Source organism: Streptomyces sp. M-16 (assembly GCF_052114405.1).
Classification (GTDB): Bacteria; Actinomycetota; Actinomycetes; order Streptomycetales; family Streptomycetaceae; genus Streptomyces.
Genome location: NZ_JBFRER010000003.1, coordinates 94,011 through 109,561 on the forward strand (window position 1 = coordinate 94,011; position 15,551 = coordinate 109,561).

A 15,551-nucleotide genomic window follows, 5' to 3' on the forward strand; every position below is an offset into this window, starting at 1 on the left:
CCCCGCGTTACGGGCAGGGGTTCTCCCCCTCAGCGCCGTCCCGCGGGGACGGTGAGGGGAACGGCCAGAGGGACGACGAGGGGAACGGCGAGGGGAACGGCGAGGAGGACGGTGAGGGGATCGGCGAGGGGGACGGCAAGGAGGACGGCAGGCGGTACTCGGGCCGGTCCAGGACCTCGACGTACTCGATCCGGCCGTGGAGGACGTCCAGGATCAGCATGCCCCGGTCGGGGAGCAGGGGCACGTTGCGGAAGCCGGGGCCGTAGGGGGTGCCCTGCGCGTGCGTGCCGGTGCGGATGCTCTGGCAGAAGTCGTCCGCGCAGCCGCACGCCCCGAGCACGCGGAGGTCGTGGGCGCAGAGGGCGAGGTCCCGTTCGCCCTCCTCTCCGAGGAGACGGACGAGCTCGGCCGTCAGGGCGGGGAGGACCTCTCGTACGAGAGGTGCTTCCTGTTCCACGGGGCGGACGGTACCCCGGCGCCCCGGCGGGGGCACGCGGGCCGGGCGGCGCCGGGCCGCGGGGTCACTGGCCCGTCAGGTACTTCACCGTCAGGCCGGCCGTCCAGCCGCCGTCCACGGCCAGCTCGGCGCCGGTCACGTATCCGGCGGCGTCCGAGAGCAGGAAGGCGACGGCGGCGGCGATCTCCTCGGGGACACCGACCCGGCCGAGGGGGGCGCCGGGGTAGTTGCCCTCGCCGGCCTGGATGCCGACCGGGGCCGTCATCGGGGTCAGCGTCATGCCCGGGTGCACCGAGTTCACCCGGATCCCCGCCTCGGCGAGCTCGACCGCGCCGATCTTCGACAGGCCGCGCACGCCCCACTTGGAGGCCCCGTACCCGGCGGTGAGCGCGAGTCCGGTGAGCCCGGCCGCGGAGGAGATGTTGACGATGGAGCCGCCGCCGTTCGCCCGGAGCAGCGGGATCGCCGCCTTGATCCCGATGAACACGCCGACCAGGTTGATCTCGACGACCCGGCGGAAGTGCTCGACGCTCTCGTGCTCCAGGAACCGGCCGGTGGATATGCCCGCGTTGTTGACGAGCCCGTCGATCCGGCCGAACTCGCAGACCGCGTGCTCCAGGGCCGCCTGCCAGTCGTCCTCGCTGGTCACGTCGTGCCGCAGGAAGCGGGCCGCGTCGCCGAGCTTCGCCGCGGTCTCTGCGCCCTCCGCCTCCAGCACGTCGGTGATCAGCACCCGGCCGCCGCCGTCCACCACGGTCCGTGCGGCCGCCGCGCCGAGACCCCGGGCCCCACCGGTGATGACGACGACCTTGCCGCTCAGATCCACAACAGCCACGGTTTCACACCCCTGCCAGACAGATCGGTATATGACTAATCGGCATACGCCGACGCGGCGTCAGTCTGCCAGAGCGCCCAGGGCCCGCGACACCCCCTCCTCCTTCGGCCCGAGGAACGTCGGATCCGGTCGGAGGACCGCGTCCAGCGCCGCCTTGCCCGCCGCGAACACCTCGCGGGCCCCGCCGTAGTACCAGGTCGCGTCGTGCGCGTCGTCGACCCCGACCCCGTACGCGTCCACGCCCGCGGCCTGGCACAGGGCCACGGCCCGGTGTATGTGGAACCCCTGGCTGATCAAGACCGCCCGGTGCACCCCGAAGACCTCCCGGGCGCGCACGCAGGAGTCCCAGGTGTCGAAGCCGGCGTAGTCGCTGACCACCCGCCCGTCCGGGACCCCGTGGGCGGTGAGGTAGGTCCGCATCGCGTCGGGCTCGTCGTACTCCCGGCGGCTGTTGTCCCCGGTGACCAGGACCACCTTCACCTTGCCGGCGCGGTACAGCTCCACGGCCGCGTCGAGCCGGTTGGCCAGGTACGGGGTCGGGCGGCCGTTCAACAGCCCCGCCCCGAACACCACGGCCACCTCCGCCGCGGGCGCCCGGGCGGTGGTCCGCAGCCGGTCGGCCGCGCTCACGTGGGTCCACGTCGAGGGCAGCAGCGCCAGCACGCACAGCCCCATCACGACCCGCGCCGCCCGCCGCCTCGCCCGCACCGTCCGCAGCCACCCCGCCCGCGACCGCCCGGACCCCGCGCCGCGCTCCGGCCCGGCAACCACCACCTCGTCCTTCACCACGCCCGAACTCGCCCCCGCGCCCGTCCCCGTTCCCGTTCCCGTGCCCGCTTTCCCGCCCGCGCCCATGCCGGCGCCCGGGCCCGCACCCGGGCCCGCACCTGGGCCCGCACCTGGGCCCGCACCTGGGTCCGCACCCGGGCCCCTACCCACGCCCATGCCCGTGACCATGCCCGTRACCATGCCCGTGACCTGCTCCGGCTTCCCCATGACCGATCCCCCCTCGCTCCACGCCTCGTTCGCACGGATTGACGAACCACCCCGGCCCGCCAGTTCCACTCGCCCCCGCTTTCACCCGTACGAATGAGCGAGTGAGCGGGCCGAAACGACCCGTCACCCCGGCGCAACGCCCACGCAACCTCCGGCGCGCAGTATCGGTTCATGACGGAGCCGGTGCACCCTCCCGAAACCCTTCCCCTCCCCTTCGGCAGCGCGGCCGAGCTGCTGTCCCGGATCACCGACCAGCTCGGCACCCAGCTCAGCGGACTGCGCCCGCCACGCGCCCGGCACCACGGAGCCCACCCATGCAGCCCACCCTCGTCGCCGTGGCCCACGGCAGCCGCGACCCGCGCGCCCCGCGCACCGTCCTCGCCCTCCTCGAACGGGTCCGCGAGCTCCGCCCCCGCCTCGACGTCCGCCTCGGCCACATCGAACTGAACCGGCCCCTGCTCGGCGACACCCTGCGCGCACTGTCCGGGGAGGCGGTGCTCGTGCCGCTGCTGCTCGGGCGCGGCACCCACGTCAAACGGGACCTCCCCGCCTCCGCCGCCCGGGCCGCACACCTGCGGGTCCGCGTCGCCGCGCCGCTGGGGCCGCACCCGCTGCTCGTCGAGGCCCTGTTCGAGCGTCTCCTGGAGGCCGGCTGGAACCCGGGCCTGCGCGGCGGCGCGGCCGTCGTGCTGGCCGCCGCCGGATCCCGCGACCCCGAGTCCGCCGCCGACACCCGGCGCACCGCCGCCCAGCTGTCCGAGCGGCTCGGCGGGATACCCGTGGTGCCGGCCTACGCCTCCGCCGGCACCGCCGCCACACCGGGCGTCCCCGAGGTCGTGCGCGCGCTGACCGCCCGGGGCCACCACCGGATCGCGGTGGCCTCGTACTTCGCCGCCCCGGGCCGGTTCGCCTCCGCGAGCGCCGCCGCCGCGCCCGGTCCGGCGTCCGCCCCGCTCGGCGCCCATCCGGCGCTGGCCAGGCTGGTCCTCCAGCGCTACGACGAGGCCCTCGCCCGCGAGGCCGGCCAGCGCGAACTGGCCACCGCATAAAGGCGGTGTTCGTTCGGATTGCTCGGATTGTCGGTGACTCCGGTTAACGTCTGAGCATGGAAGGCACCCCGCACGCCCCCGCCTACGAGTCCTACGACACGGCCGCCACCGAGCGCTGGGCCCCCGAGCCCGACAAGCGCCCGGGCCGCACCGCCTTCCAGCGCGACCGCGCGCGCGTGCTGCACTCGGCCGCCCTGCGCCGGCTCGCCGGGAAGACCCAGGTGGTCACCCCGGGGACACGTTCCTACGAGTGGGACGCGAGCCCCCGTACCCGGCTGACCCACTCCCTGGAGTGCGCGCAGATCGGCCGGGAGCTCGGCGCCGCCCTGGGCTGCGACCCCGACCTCGTCGAGGCGGCCTGTCTCTCCCACGACATGGGCCACCCGCCCTTCGGGCACAACGGCGAGGAGGCGCTCAACGAGTTCGCCAAGGACTGCGGCGGCTTCGAGGGCAACGCCCAGTCGCTGCGCCTGCTGACCCGGCTGGAGCCCAAGCGGTTCGTGGCGGACCCGGCGGGCGGGCAACCCGTCAGCGTCGGCCTCAACCTCACCCGCGCCTGCCTGGACGCCGCCACCAAGTACCCCTGGGCCCGCGGGAAGCACCCCACCGAGCCCGGCTCGGTGAAGTTCGGCGCCTACGAGGACGACCTGCCGGTCTTCGAGTGGCTGCGCCGCGGCGCGCCCGCCGACCGCAAGTGCTTCGAGGCCCAGGTCATGGACTGGGCGGACGACGTCGCGTACTCGGTGCACGACTTCGAGGACGGTCTGCACGCCGGGCACCTCGACCCCAACCTCCTGTTCGCCGAGCCCGAGCGGGCCGTCATCTGGCGGGTCGCCATCGGCCGCTACGTCCCGGCCGACACCGAGCCCGAGGAACTGCGCGAGGCGCTCGACCGTTTGATGGAGGAGGACTGGTGGCCGCACGGCTACGACGGCTCGGCCGTGGCCCAGGCCCGGCTGAAGGACGCCACCAGCCAGCTGGTCGGCCGCTTCTGCCTGGCCGCCGAGGGCGCCACCCGTGAGGCGTACGGCTCCGGCCGCCTCACCCGCTACGGCGCCGAGCTGGTGGTGCCGCGCGAGGCGCGCAACGAATGCGCCGTCCTCAAGGCCGTCGCCGACCTGTACGTGATGCAGCGCGACGAGCAGGAGCGGCTGCGCGCGGACCAGCGCATCGTCCTGGCCGAACTCGCCGAGGCGCTCAGCGCCCGCGCGCCCGAGGGGCTGGACCCCCAGTTCCGGGCGATCTTCGACGCCGCCCCGGACGACAGGGCCCGCAAGCGCGCGGTGATCGACCAGATCGCATGCCTGACCGACGCCTCCGCCCGCTCCCTGCACGCACGCCTCACCAGACGCGGGCGGCGCACCGGGGGGTGAGCCGATCGGGCCATTCCCCCTTCACGCGGCAGGCTCGGTGCGGGACGCTCGCATGTGGTCGCATGTGGCGAAGAGGTTATGAGGAGGCATCAGGTGGTCGACGCACACCAGACGTTCATCATCGTCGGCGGAGGGCTCGCCGGGGCGAAAGCCGCCGAGACGCTGAGGGCGGAGGGGTTCACGGGGCGGGTGATCCTGATCGGGGACGAGCGCGAGCATCCGTACGAGCGGCCACCGCTGTCCAAGGGCTACCTGGTGGGCAAGGAGGACCGCGACAGCGTCTTCGTCCACGAGCCGTCCTGGTACGCGAGCGCCGAGATCGAACTGCACCTGGGCCAGCCCGCCGTCCACCTGGACCGGGCCGCGAAGACGGTCCGCCTGGGCGACGGCACCCTGCTGCACTACGACAAGCTCCTGCTGGCCACCGGCGCCGAACCGCGCCGCCTGGACGTCCCGGGAACGGGCCTGGCCGGCGTGCACCACCTGCGGCGCCTCGCGCACGCCGAGCGGCTGCGGGGCGTCCTGGCCTCCCTGGGCCGGGACAACGGCCACCTGCTGATCGCGGGCGCCGGCTGGATCGGCCTGGAGGTCGCGGCGGCGGCCCGCGAGTACGGGGCCGAGGTCACCGTGGTCGAGCCGGAGGCGACCCCGCTGCACGCGGTGCTGGGCCCGGAGGTCGGCCGGCTCTTCACCGACCTGCACGCCGAGCACGGGGTCCGCTTCCACTTCGGGGCGCGCCTCACCGAGATCATCGGCCACGACGGCATGGTGCTGGCCGCGCGGACGGAGGACGGCGAGGAGCACCCGGCGCACGCGGTGCTCGCGGCGATCGGCGCCGCGCCGCGGACCGCGCTCGCCGAAACCTCCGGCCTGGCCCTGGTCGACCGGGAGCACGGCGGCGGGATCGCGGTCGACGAGTCGCTGCGCACCTCCGATCCGGACATCTACGCGGCCGGGGACGTGGCCGCCGCGCACCACCCGTGGATCGGGTCCCGGCTGCGGGTGGAGCACTGGGCCAACGCCCTCAACGGCGGCCCCGCCGCCGCGCGGGCGATGCTGGGCCGGGAGGTCAGCTACGACCGGGTGCCGTACTTCTTCTCCGACCAGTACGACGTCGGCCTGGAGTACTCGGGGTACGCCCCGGCCGGGAGCTACGACCAGGTGCTGGTCCGCGGGGACGTCGGCAAGCGGGAGTTCATCGCCTTCTGGCTCTCCGAGGGCCGGGTGCTGGCCGGCATGAACGTGAACGTGTGGGACGTCACCGAACAGATCCAGGCCCTGATCAGGTCGGGACGTCCGGTGCAGGCCGACCTGCTCACGGACCCGGAGGTTCCGCTCACCTCGCTGCTGCCTGCGCAGGGGGCCTGACGGGTTTGTCCGCGCCCGGCCGTAGACTTCACGCGTGGCAGGACGGATCAACGACGATGACGTGAAGGCGGTACGGGACGCGGTCCCGATCGACGCCGTGGTCTCCGAGTACCTCCAGCTGCGCAACGCCGGCGGCGGCAACCTCAAGGGCCTGTGCCCCTTCCACGACGAGAAGTCCCCGTCGTTCCAGGTCAGCCCGAGCAAGGGCTTCTACCACTGCTTCGGCTGCCAGGCCGGCGGGGACACCCTCGACTTCATCATGAAGATCGACCACCTCTCCTTCTCGGAGGCGGTCGAGCGGCTGGCCGGCCAGGCCGGCATCACCCTGCGGTACGAGGAGGGCGGCTACACCGCCGGCACCAGCGGCCGCGGCGAGCGCATCCGCCTGGTCGAGGCCCACAAGGCCGCCGCCCTCTTCTACGCGGAGCAGCTCGGCGGCGCCGAGGCGGAGATCGGCCGCCGGTTCCTGGCGGAGCGCGGCTTCGACCAGGCGGCGGCCGAGCACTTCGGCGTGGGCTACAGCCCGGCCGGCTGGGACCACCTGACCCGGTTCCTGCGCGGCAAGGGCTTCAGCGACAAGGAGCTGATCCTCTCCGGGCTGGCCCAGGACAGCCGCAGCGGCAAGCCCATCGACCGGTTCCGCGGCCGGCTCATGTGGCCGATCCGCGACATCAGCGGCGAGGTCGTCGGCTTCGGCGCGCGCAAGCTGCGCGACGACGACAACGGCCCGAAGTACCTGAACACCCCCGAGACGGCGATCTACAAGAAGTCTCAGGTGCTGTACGGCATCGACCTGGCCAAGAAGGAGATCGCCAAGACCTCCCGGGCCGTGGTCGTCGAGGGCTACACCGACGTCATGGCCTGCCACCTGGCCGGGGTCACCACCGCCATCGCCACCTGTGGCACGGCCTTCGGCGGGGACCACATCAAGATCCTGCGCCGGTTGCTGATGGACAACGCGACCGCCGAGGTGATCTTCACCTTCGACGGTGACGCGGCCGGGCAGAAGGCGGCCCTGCGGGCGTTCGAGGACGACCAGAAGTTCGCCGCGGAGACCTCCATCACCATCGCCCCGGGCGGGATGGACCCCTGCGACCTGCGGCTCGCGCAGGGCGACGCCGCCGTGTCCGGGCTGGTGGACTCCCGCACCCCGCTGTTCGAGTTCGCGCTGCGGCACATCGTGGGCCGGCACAACCTGGAGAACCCGGCGGGCCGCGCGGCCGCGCTGGCCGAGGCCGCTCCGGTCGTCGCGAGCATCAAGGACCTGTCGATCCAGCACGAGTCGGCCGTCCAGCTGGCGGGCATGCTGGGCATCCTCGACGAGCAGTTCGTCGTCAAGCGGGTCGCGCAGCTGGCGCGCTGGGCCCGCGAGCGCGGCAACCAGCCGCAGCAGGGCCGGGGTGGCGGGCGGGCGCCCCAGGAGGCTCCGACCGCGCAGCCGCCCGCCGCGGACCGGGGCGGGCCCGCACTGAACCTGCGCAGCCCCGCCCACCGCACGGAGCGCGAGCTGCTCAAGCTGGCGCTCCAGCGCCCCGCGCTGGTCTCCCCCGCCTTCGACGCGTACGGGATGGACGAGTTCACCGCCCCGCCCTACGCCGCGGTCCGCCAGGCCATCCAGGACGCCGGGGGCGCTGCCCAGGCCACGGAGGACTACCTGGTCCGGGTGCGCGAGGCCGCGCCGAACGACACCGTCCGCGCGATGGTCACGGAGCTGGCGGTGGAGGCCATCCACGCCAAGACGGTGGACGAGGTCTACGCGGGGGTGCAGCTGGTCCAGGTCCGGCTGCGTGCCGTGGACCGCCGCGTCCTCGAAATCCAGGGCGCCCTGACCCGCCTGAGCCCGCAGGCCCCCCCGGAGCAGCACGCGGCGGTCCAGCAGGAACTGTGGGTCCTCCAGCAGTACGGGCAGCGTCTGCGCAACCGCGGGGCCGAAGGGCTCTGAGCCGGGGTCGGCGGCCGGGCCGTCGCGGCGGCTACACCCGGTCGCCGCGGCGCAGCCAGTCGCCGCCCGGGATCTCGGTGCCCGATGCGGCCAGGCGCCGGGCCAGCGGGGCCGCCGCCAGGTAGACCCAGGCGCGGACGCGGGTGCCGTCGGGGCGGACGGCCGCGCGGGCGACCCGGTCGTAGACGTTCCCCGGGCGGCCCGGGCCCGCGTACTCCTCCAGCAGGTCCAGCGCGGCCAGTAGTTCCCCGTAGGCGCCCGGCACCGGGGTGATCAGCTCCCCGGTTGTGACGGAGCCCGGTCGCTCGACGGCGTACGGGTAGCCGGGCCCCTCGTAAAGCGCCGCGTCCGGCAGCCGGGCGGGTTCCTCGGCCGCTGTCCGGCCCCGCAGGAACAGGGCGTGGTTGACCTCCCCCGGCCGTAGCGTCCCGTACACGAAGAACGGCAGTACGCCGGATTCCGGCCGATCGACCGATGTCACAGGGCCCTCCCTCGACTCACACTGGGCAGTCCGCGCTCCGGGCCGAAGGTCCCGACCTGCGCGCGGACCACCACCGTACGCACCGCTGTTACACGATCTCCCGGCCCCCGTGACGGTCGCCGACTACGGTCGGAGGCCGCCCCCTCCCCACCCCGACGGTTCTCTCCCCATGACGCGATCACCCCGCCGCACCACCGCCGCCCTGCTGTTGTCCGCGACCGCGCTCGCCCTGGCCGGGTGCGCCGCACCCGGCGGACTGGCCGTCGGCGAGCCCGTGGCTCCCGTCTCCCTCCAGCCGCTGCCGCGGACGCTCTGGCCGGCCTGGGCCGACGACTCGCCCAGGGCCGCAGGGGTCGCGACGGGTACCCGGCAGCCGCCCCCGGCACCGCTGGCGGGCGCGCCCGAGGTGGGTCCGGAGGGCCTCACGGCGGTGAACGAGCTGGACGTCGTACGGGCGGACAAGCAGATGAAGCCGTTCCTGGGCAAGGGGAGGATCGACGCCCCGGGGCGGGCCGGGCTCCGCCCGGCCGTCCACCTCGACGTGACCGGCGACGGGAAACAGGACCTGCTCGTCGCCGCCGACACCGAGAGCGGGCGGACCGCCCTCAGCGTCTACACCGCCCGGGGCGACGAGATCGTCCCCATCCTCTTCACCGTCGGGCGGCGGATGGCCGCCGAGTCCCTGGGCCCGGACCTGCTGATCCGGATCGCCGCAGACGACGGGTCCGAGCAGGCCGTCCGCTACCGCTGGGACGGCGAACGGATGACGGTGGTCAGCGACGAGCGGCGCTTCAACAAGTCCTGCCCGAGCCGCGGCCCCGAGGCCCCCGCACCCTCGGAGCGCGCCGGCACGGGCGGGCGGGCCCCGCGGTGAGGGCCCTGCCGGCCCGCGGCCGGCGGCTGCTGCGGGCCCTGGGACTGCGCTGGAAGATCGCCGTGCTGCTGGCCGTCGGCTGCTCGCTGGCCGCGGTCACCATCGGCGCCCTGATCCACCAGGCGCGGGTGCACCAGGTGGCCGACGCGGCCCGCAAGAGCGCCACCGAGCAACTGGTCCGCGTACGGCAGGTCTACGAACTGACCGGCCGGCTCGACTTCGACAAGGTCGGGGAGGCCCACGCCCGGATCGACTGCCCCGGCATGCCGGCGCCGCTGCGCGAGGCCGCCCTGGCCGGGCGGCGGAGCACCTATCTCGACCTGTCCGGACCGCACCCGGCGGTGTGGGCTGCCCGGCCGGTGGGCGGCGGCCAGGTGCTGACGGTGCGGCAGGCGCTCACCGCCGAGCAGGCCGAACTGGCGGAGCTGGACGGGCAGCTGATCGCGTCCGGGACCGGCGTGGTGGCGCTCTCCGCGGTGGGCGGGGCGCTGCTGGCCAGCCGGCTCAGCAAGGACCTGCGGTCGGCCGCGGAGACGGCCCGGCGGATCAGCGCGGGCGACCTGGACGCGCGGATCGGGGCCTCGGGGGTCCCGGGGAGCCGCGACGAGGTCGCCGAGCTGTCCTCGGCGGTGGACACGATGGCGGCGAGCCTGCAGCAGCGGCTGGAGGCCGAGCAGCGGTTCACGGCGGACGTGGCGCACGAACTGCGCACCCCCCTGACGGGACTGCACACGGCGGCCGAGCTACTGCCTCCCGGACGGCCGACGGAGCTGGTGCGCGACCGGGTCGGAGCGCTGCGGACGCTGACGGAGGACCTGCTGGAGGTGGCCCGGCTCGACGCGAACCGGGAGGAGGCGCGGCTGGAGGAGCACCGGCTGGGGCCGCTGGTCGCCTCGATCACGCGGCGCTCGGGCGTGAGCGCACGGCTGTCGGGCACGGAGGGCGGACGGGGCGGCGCGGCGGACGGCGGGCCGGCCGGCGGGCCGGACGAGCGGCCGGACTGCGGGCCGGACGAGCGGCCGGCCCGGTGTGCGCAGGACCGTAGGGACGCCCGTACGGACGACGGGACGGGCCGCCGGACGGACGGCGGTGCGGGCGCGGGCGCGCTGGTGCGGACGGACGCCCGGCGCCTGGAGCGGATCCTGACGAACCTGCTGCTCAACGCCCGTCGGCACGGGGCCGGGCCGATCACGGTGACGGTGTCCGGCGCCTCGGTGACCGTACGGGACCACGGGCCGGGCTTCCCCGAGAGCCTGCTGCGGGAGGGCCCGCAGCGGTTCAAGACGGGCGCGGCGGAGCGCGGCCAGGGCACGGGGCTCGGCCTGACCATCGCCTTCGGCCAGGCCCAGGTGATCGGCGCCTGCGTGACCCTGTCGAACCCGGACCCCTCGGGCGCGGCAGCCACGGTGACCCTTCCGCGGGCTTGAGGAAGGGGCCCGTCACCCGGACGGGGTGGGGGCACCCTGATGCCCTGCCAAGGGGTCTGACGTGCGCGGATCCCGTCCCGCGGGTCTCCTCGCGGGAAACCTGACGGTGCTTCAGCAGGCGCGCGCCGGACCGGCCGGTTTTCCTCGGAACACGACCCCGTGTCCCCAGGAGTACCCATGCGCCGCAGCACCGCCCACGTGCTCACCGCCACCGCGCTGACCGCCGTCGCCTTCGCCGGCCCGGTCGCCGGGGCGGTGGCCGCCGCGGACCTCGGCATGGCCGGATTCGCACCCGGGGACTTCGCCGTGCTGGAGGTCTGGCCGAAGTCCGCCACCCCGGGCGCCACGGTCACCGTGAACACCAAGGCCTGCGGCACCGGCAGCCTCGCCGAGGGAGACGCCAGCACCGTCGGCGGAGGGCGTTTCAAACTGGTCCCCGGCACGCACAAGGAAGTGGTCGAGGGGCAGTTCCGGGTCGACCACGGCCTCCGGCCGGGCACCTACGGCATCGGCGCGACCTGCGCGAACGGCAAGTTCGCCACCGGCGACCTGGTCGTCACCGAGCACGGCCCGCAGGGCCACGTGCACACCGGGGTGGGCGGTGGCACGACCACCACCACCGACCCCGCCAAGATCACGGCGGGAGCGGTCGCCCTGGCCGCGGCCGCCGTCGGCGGTACCTGGCTCCTGCGTCGCCGGGCGAGCGGCACGCGGAGCTGACGGGCGCCCACCGCGGCCCCGGCCGCGGTCCGACCGGTACCGCCCCCCGTCGCCCGCCCCGCGAGGTCCCCCCGTTCGCGGGGCCGGGCGACGGCCAGTCCTCCGAACGGCAACCCACGGAACGGAACGGCACCACGAGGGGGTACGCATGCACGGCGGCTTCCGGCGCCCTCGCGGGCGCCCCGCGGCCGGCCCGGGCACGACCGGACGGCGCGGTCCCGCCGGACTGGTCGCGATCGCCGCCTGCATCGGCATCTGGCTCGTGACCAGCGGCTCCCGCGAGCCCGTCGGGCCTCCGCTGCCCTCCCCCGCCGAGGCGCTGAGCACGCAGGACCGCTACCCGGGGGCCATCGCCCCGCTCACCGGCTCCCCGCCCACCCGGATCCGGATCCCGTCCATCCGCGTCGACGCCCCGTTGACCGGCCTCGGCCTCGACCACGACGGCGGTCTCGAAGTGCCCCCGCCGACCCGCCGCGACCTCGCGGGCTGGTACCGGGACGGGACCACTCCCGGCGCGCCGGGCACGGCCCTCATCGCGGGACACGTCGACGACGCCAGCGGCCCGGGCGTCTTCTACCACCTGGGCGCGCTCCGGCGGGGGGCCGTGATCGAGGTCGCCCGCGCGGACGGACGCACGGCCCTCTTCACGGTCCACGCGGTCGAGGTCTACGACGCCAAGGCGTTCCCGGACGCGCGCGTCTACGGCCCCTCGCCGCGGGCGGAGCTGCGGGTGATCACCTGCGGCGGCGGTTTCTCGCCGCGCACGGGCTACCAGGGCAACGTGGTGGTCTTCGCGCACCTCACCGGGACGTACTGACCCCCGCCGGTCACCCCCACTGTTCGAAACCCAGCTTGATCACCAGCGCGCCCACCACCGTCAGCAGGACGCCGCGGACGAAACCGCTGCCCTTCTTGAGCGCCATCCCGGCGCCGACCATCCCTCCGGCCAGGTTGAAGACCGCCATCAGCGCGGCCAGCTGCCACAGCACCATCCCCTGGTACGCGAACATCGCGAGCGCCCCCGCGTTGGTGCACACATTGACGATCTTGGCGGTGGCGGAGGCGGTGACCAGGTCGAGGTGGAGCAGGGCGGTGAGGGCCAGCACCAGGAAGGTGCCGGTGCCGGGCCCGATGAGGCCGTCGTAGAAGCCGATGCCCAGGCCGGCCAGGCCGATCGCGAGCAGCACCCGCTGCCGGGAGACGGGTGCGGCAGAGGGGGCGGCGCCGAAACCGGGCTTGAAGATCACCACGGCGGCCACCACCACGAGCACCCCCATGATCAGCGGACGCAGCGCGTCCTTGCTGATCCCGCCCGCGAGGGCCGCGCCTCCCATCGACCCCGCGAGGGCGGCCAGACCGATCCGGACGGCGAGCTTCACGTCGACCGGGGCCTTGCGCGCGTAGGTGACGGCCGCTCCGGTGGTGCCGACGATGGCCACCGCCTTGTTGGTGCCGAGCACGGTGGCGGGGTGGGCGTGCGGCAGGCCGAGCAGCAGGGCGGGCAGGAGCAGCAGTCCGCCGCCGCCCACCACCGCGTCGATCCAGCCGGCGGCGGCTGCGGCCACGCACAGCACGATGATCATGGTGATTGATATGTCAGGCACGGACCCGACCCTAGGGACAGGTTCGATGCATGTTCCATCAGTCCCGGGAAACTTGCGCAAAGGTTGAGCTTCGCCCGGCCGGCACCCGGTCCGGGGCCACCGGAGCAGCAGGTTCCACCCATGCCGTCAGCGCGGTCGCGGCCAGTACGCCGGCCGGCCCCGGCCCCGCCGCGAGCCGCCGCGCGGGAGGTACGCGGACCAGCCCGGTACCAGAGCCCCCGCCACAGGGACCGCCAGCGCAGGAACTGTCCGGGCTCGGCCCGCAGCTCCGCGAGGTCCCGCCCGTGCACGACGACGGAGACCACCCCGGGGCCCTCCGCGCGCACCTCGGCGACGCGCGGCGCGTGCCGCAGGGCCTCCCGTAGGGGCACCACGGCGCGGTACCAGACCAGCAACACGCCGACGAGGGCGTGGCCCAGGGCCCAGGACCAGGCGGCCACCGCCAGATCGGGCCCGGCGAGCTGGTGCCCGAAGGCCAGGGCGGCGGCGAGGTACACGACCGGGTGCACCCCGCGCCAGGTTTCGTGCGCGAGGCGGCGGCGTAGGGCGCGGGCGGAGGTCACGCCGACCGCGGCCAGGAGACCGGTCCCGGCCGCGGCGGCCGCGAGCGCGGGGTAGCCGAGCAGCCCCCGGCCGGCGGAGAGCACGTCCACCCCCTCGTGCACGGCGTAGCCGAGCAGGGCCAGGAGCCCGTGCCCGAAGCAGAGGAGGAGCACGTGGCGGCCGCCCAGCGCGTGCCGGCGGGCGAGCCGGTCGCCGCCGACGCCGTGCTCCACGGCGGGCACCCGGGCCATCAGGAACAGCAGCACGAGGATCCCGTACCCGGCGAGCAGCCCGGTCAGGTGCGCGGCGGTGGCGAAGAGCGCGTCGAGCCGGGCCGAGGGCCGCACCTGGGCGGCCCGGAGCAGGACCACCAGCCCCGCGCCGCCCAGCATCCCGCCCTTGACCCGCACCGCCACATCTCGCATGACGCCCACGCCAAGGCCCTCCGGAGCCCTCCCGGTGATCCTTTAGGGCGCCTTGAGGAAGGGCTCACCGGCCCTTGATCCCGGCGCTGAGGTCGGCGTTCCGCCCGGGTAACAGGGGTGATGCGGCGGGGAAACAGCGAGCCCGCACGCTCGTGCCATGACCTCGCAACAGCGTGTGGTGGTGATCGGCGGCGGCCTGGCGGGCCTGCGGCTCGCCGCGCGGCTGGGCCCGGCCGCGGAGGTGAGCGTCCTCGGCGAGGAGGCCCACGCCCCCTACAACCGGGTCCTGCTCGCCGAGGTCCTGGCGGGCCGGTACGCCCCCGCGGTGACCGCGCTCCCGGACCCCGGTCCCGTGCTGCGCCGCGGGGTGCGGGCCGTGCGCGTCGACCGCGCCGAGCGGCGGGTGCACTGCGACGACGGCAGCGTGGAGACGTACGACGCGCTGGTGCTGGCCACCGGCTCGAACCCGGTGCTGCCGCCGCTGCGCGGGCTGTTCACCCCCGGGGGGCGGGAACTCCCCGACGGGGTCCACGCGTTCCGCACGATGGACGACTGCCTGGCCCTGGCCGCCGCCGTACGGCCGGACCTGCGCGCGGTGGTGATCGGCGGCGGGCTCCTGGGCGTCTCCGCCGCCCGCGCGCTGGCCGTCCGGGGCGCGCAGGTGGTCCTCGCGCAGCAGGCGGAGCGCCTGATGGAGCGCCAACTGGACGCGGACGCCTCCGCGCTGCTGCACGCACACCTGACCACCCTCGGTGTGGAGATCCACACGCGCTGCCGCGTCCGCGGCCTGACCACCGCTGCCACCGCCACCGCCGCCGCCCCCGGCACCCCCGCCGCCCGGCCGGGCCACGCCGCCCGCCGGGTCACCGGAGTCGACCTCGCCGACGGCTACCGCCTCGACGCCGACCTGGTCGTCCTCGCCTGCGGCGTACGTCCCCGCACCGGGCTCGCCCGCGCCGCCGGGCTGGAGGTCCGCAAGGGCGTGGTGGTCGACGACCGGCTGCGCACCGGCGACCCCCGCGTCCACGCCATCGGCGACTGCGCCGAGCACGCCGGCCGGGTGTACGGCCTGGCGGGCCCCGCCCTGGACCAGGCCGACGCCCTGGCGGCGGTCCTCACGGGCGCGGACGCCACCGGCCGCGGCGCCGCCGGCGCCCGCGCCGCCGGCTACACGGGGACCCGCGCCCTGACCCGCCTCACCCTGAGCGCCGGAGGCACCGGCCCCTTCGACCTCGCCGCCTTCGGCGAGCCGACCCCGCTCCCCGGCGACGACGTGGTCCGTCTCGCCGACGCCACCCGCCGCACCTACCGCAAGGTCGTCGTCCGCGGCGACCGCCTCGTCGGCGGGGTGCTGCTGGGCGAGCTCTCCACCGTGGGCGCCCTCGCCCGCAGCTGGGAGGGCGACGAACCACTGGACGACCTGTTCCACCTGCTCACCGACGACGGAGGCCACTGAC

At 75.2% G+C, this 15,551-nt stretch carries 15 protein-coding genes; 9 read left to right on the top strand and 6 right to left on the bottom strand.

Annotation, left to right across the window (positions count from 1 at the left end; genetic code table 11):
- Positions 1 to 7 precede the first annotated feature (7 nt).
- The 3 genes from AB4039_RS02375 to AB4039_RS02385 form a co-directional block, all read right to left on the bottom strand.
- Positions 8 to 457 carry a hypothetical protein gene (locus AB4039_RS02375; protein ID WP_442269864.1) on the bottom strand — a complete coding sequence of 150 codons (450 nt, stop codon included), beginning with the start codon at positions 455 to 457 and terminating at the stop codon, positions 8 to 10.
- 64 nt (positions 458 to 521) lie between these two features.
- The gene (locus AB4039_RS02380; protein WP_266838891.1) at positions 522 to 1,292 is read right to left on the bottom strand and encodes a glucose 1-dehydrogenase; all 771 of its coding nucleotides are present in this window, start codon (positions 1,290 to 1,292) and stop codon (positions 522 to 524) included.
- 60 nt (positions 1,293 to 1,352) lie between these two features.
- A complete protein-coding gene (locus tag AB4039_RS02385; RefSeq protein ID WP_442269892.1) occupies positions 1,353 to 2,066 on the bottom strand; it encodes a SanA/YdcF family protein in 714 nt (237 codons plus the stop codon).
- A gap of 536 nt (positions 2,067 to 2,602) precedes the next feature.
- Here AB4039_RS02385 and AB4039_RS02390 point away from each other — a divergent pair.
- The 4 genes from AB4039_RS02390 (at position 2,603) to dnaG (ending at position 8,020) form a co-directional block, all read left to right on the top strand.
- Positions 2,603 to 3,337 carry a sirohydrochlorin chelatase gene (locus tag AB4039_RS02390; protein ID WP_442269865.1) on the top strand — a complete coding sequence of 245 codons (735 nt, stop codon included), beginning with the start codon at positions 2,603 to 2,605 and terminating at the stop codon, positions 3,335 to 3,337.
- A 56-nt stretch (positions 3,338 to 3,393) separates the two neighbouring features.
- A complete protein-coding gene (locus tag AB4039_RS02395) occupies positions 3,394 to 4,710 on the top strand; it encodes a deoxyguanosinetriphosphate triphosphohydrolase (RefSeq protein ID WP_442269866.1) in 1,317 nt (438 codons plus the stop codon).
- 93 nt (positions 4,711 to 4,803) lie between these two features.
- The gene (locus AB4039_RS02400) at positions 4,804 to 6,078 is read left to right on the top strand and encodes an NAD(P)/FAD-dependent oxidoreductase (RefSeq protein ID WP_442269867.1); all 1,275 of its coding nucleotides are present in this window, start codon (positions 4,804 to 4,806) and stop codon (positions 6,076 to 6,078) included.
- A gap of 34 nt (positions 6,079 to 6,112) precedes the next feature.
- Entirely contained in the window at positions 6,113 to 8,020 is a 1,908-nt protein-coding gene (gene dnaG / locus AB4039_RS02405) for a DNA primase (protein WP_442269868.1), read from the top strand.
- A gap of 31 nt (positions 8,021 to 8,051) precedes the next feature.
- On the opposite strand, the gene AB4039_RS02410 is transcribed toward dnaG, so the two are convergent.
- Complete coding sequence (locus AB4039_RS02410) at positions 8,052 to 8,501, bottom strand: gamma-glutamylcyclotransferase family protein (RefSeq protein WP_266838896.1); 450 nt, start codon at positions 8,499 to 8,501, stop codon at positions 8,052 to 8,054.
- Between the two features lie 169 nt (positions 8,502 to 8,670).
- On the opposite strand from AB4039_RS02410, the gene AB4039_RS02415 reads away from it, so the two are divergent.
- From AB4039_RS02415 to AB4039_RS02430, 4 genes are all read left to right on the top strand, one after another.
- Positions 8,671 to 9,375, top strand: coding sequence for a hypothetical protein (locus AB4039_RS02415; protein WP_442269869.1), 705 nt, complete (start codon positions 8,671 to 8,673; stop codon positions 9,373 to 9,375).
- Entirely contained in the window at positions 9,372 to 10,802 is a 1,431-nt protein-coding gene (locus AB4039_RS02420) for an ATP-binding protein (RefSeq protein ID WP_442269870.1), read from the top strand. Before AB4039_RS02415 ends, AB4039_RS02420 begins: the two co-directional genes overlap by 4 nt.
- 177 nt (positions 10,803 to 10,979) lie before the next feature.
- Positions 10,980 to 11,522, top strand: coding sequence for a hypothetical protein (locus AB4039_RS02425; RefSeq protein WP_266838899.1), 543 nt, complete (start codon positions 10,980 to 10,982; stop codon positions 11,520 to 11,522).
- A 148-nt stretch (positions 11,523 to 11,670) separates the two neighbouring features.
- On the top strand, positions 11,671 to 12,339 hold the full coding sequence (locus tag AB4039_RS02430) for a class F sortase (protein WP_266838900.1): 669 nt from the start codon (positions 11,671 to 11,673) through the stop codon (positions 12,337 to 12,339).
- 10 nt (positions 12,340 to 12,349) lie between these two features.
- Here AB4039_RS02430 and AB4039_RS02435 read toward each other — a convergent pair whose 3' ends face one another.
- Together AB4039_RS02435 and AB4039_RS02440 are read right to left on the bottom strand one after the other, a co-directional pair.
- Positions 12,350 to 13,126 carry a TSUP family transporter gene (locus AB4039_RS02435; RefSeq protein WP_266838901.1) on the bottom strand — a complete coding sequence of 259 codons (777 nt, stop codon included), beginning with the start codon at positions 13,124 to 13,126 and terminating at the stop codon, positions 12,350 to 12,352.
- Positions 13,102 to 14,094 carry a ferric reductase-like transmembrane domain-containing protein gene (locus AB4039_RS02440; RefSeq protein ID WP_442269871.1) on the bottom strand — a complete coding sequence of 331 codons (993 nt, stop codon included), beginning with the start codon at positions 14,092 to 14,094 and terminating at the stop codon, positions 13,102 to 13,104. The genes AB4039_RS02435 and AB4039_RS02440 overlap by 25 nt, the downstream gene beginning before the upstream one ends.
- 157 nt (positions 14,095 to 14,251) lie before the next feature.
- Here AB4039_RS02440 and AB4039_RS02445 point away from each other — a divergent pair, with 157 nt between their 5' ends.
- Complete coding sequence (locus AB4039_RS02445; protein WP_442269872.1) at positions 14,252 to 15,550, top strand: NAD(P)/FAD-dependent oxidoreductase; 1,299 nt, start codon at positions 14,252 to 14,254, stop codon at positions 15,548 to 15,550.
- Position 15,551: the final 1 nt, after the last annotated feature.

Coding starts and splice junctions, on each gene's coding strand:
- AB4039_RS02390 (WP_442269865.1), top strand. CDS start 2,603: ATGCAGCCCACCCTCGTCGCCGTGGCCCACGGCAGCCGCGACCCGCGC.
- AB4039_RS02395 (WP_442269866.1), top strand. CDS start 3,394: ATGGAAGGCACCCCGCACGCCCCCGCCTACGAGTCCTACGACACGGCC.
- AB4039_RS02415 (WP_442269869.1), top strand. CDS start 8,671: ATGACGCGATCACCCCGCCGCACCACCGCCGCCCTGCTGTTGTCCGCG.
- AB4039_RS02425 (WP_266838899.1), top strand. CDS start 10,980: ATGCGCCGCAGCACCGCCCACGTGCTCACCGCCACCGCGCTGACCGCC.
- AB4039_RS02430 (WP_266838900.1), top strand. CDS start 11,671: ATGCACGGCGGCTTCCGGCGCCCTCGCGGGCGCCCCGCGGCCGGCCCG.
- AB4039_RS02440 (WP_442269871.1), bottom strand. CDS start 14,094: ATGCGAGATGTGGCGGTGCGGGTCAAGGGCGGGATGCTGGGCGGCGCG.
- AB4039_RS02445 (WP_442269872.1), top strand. CDS start 14,252: ATGACCTCGCAACAGCGTGTGGTGGTGATCGGCGGCGGCCTGGCGGGC.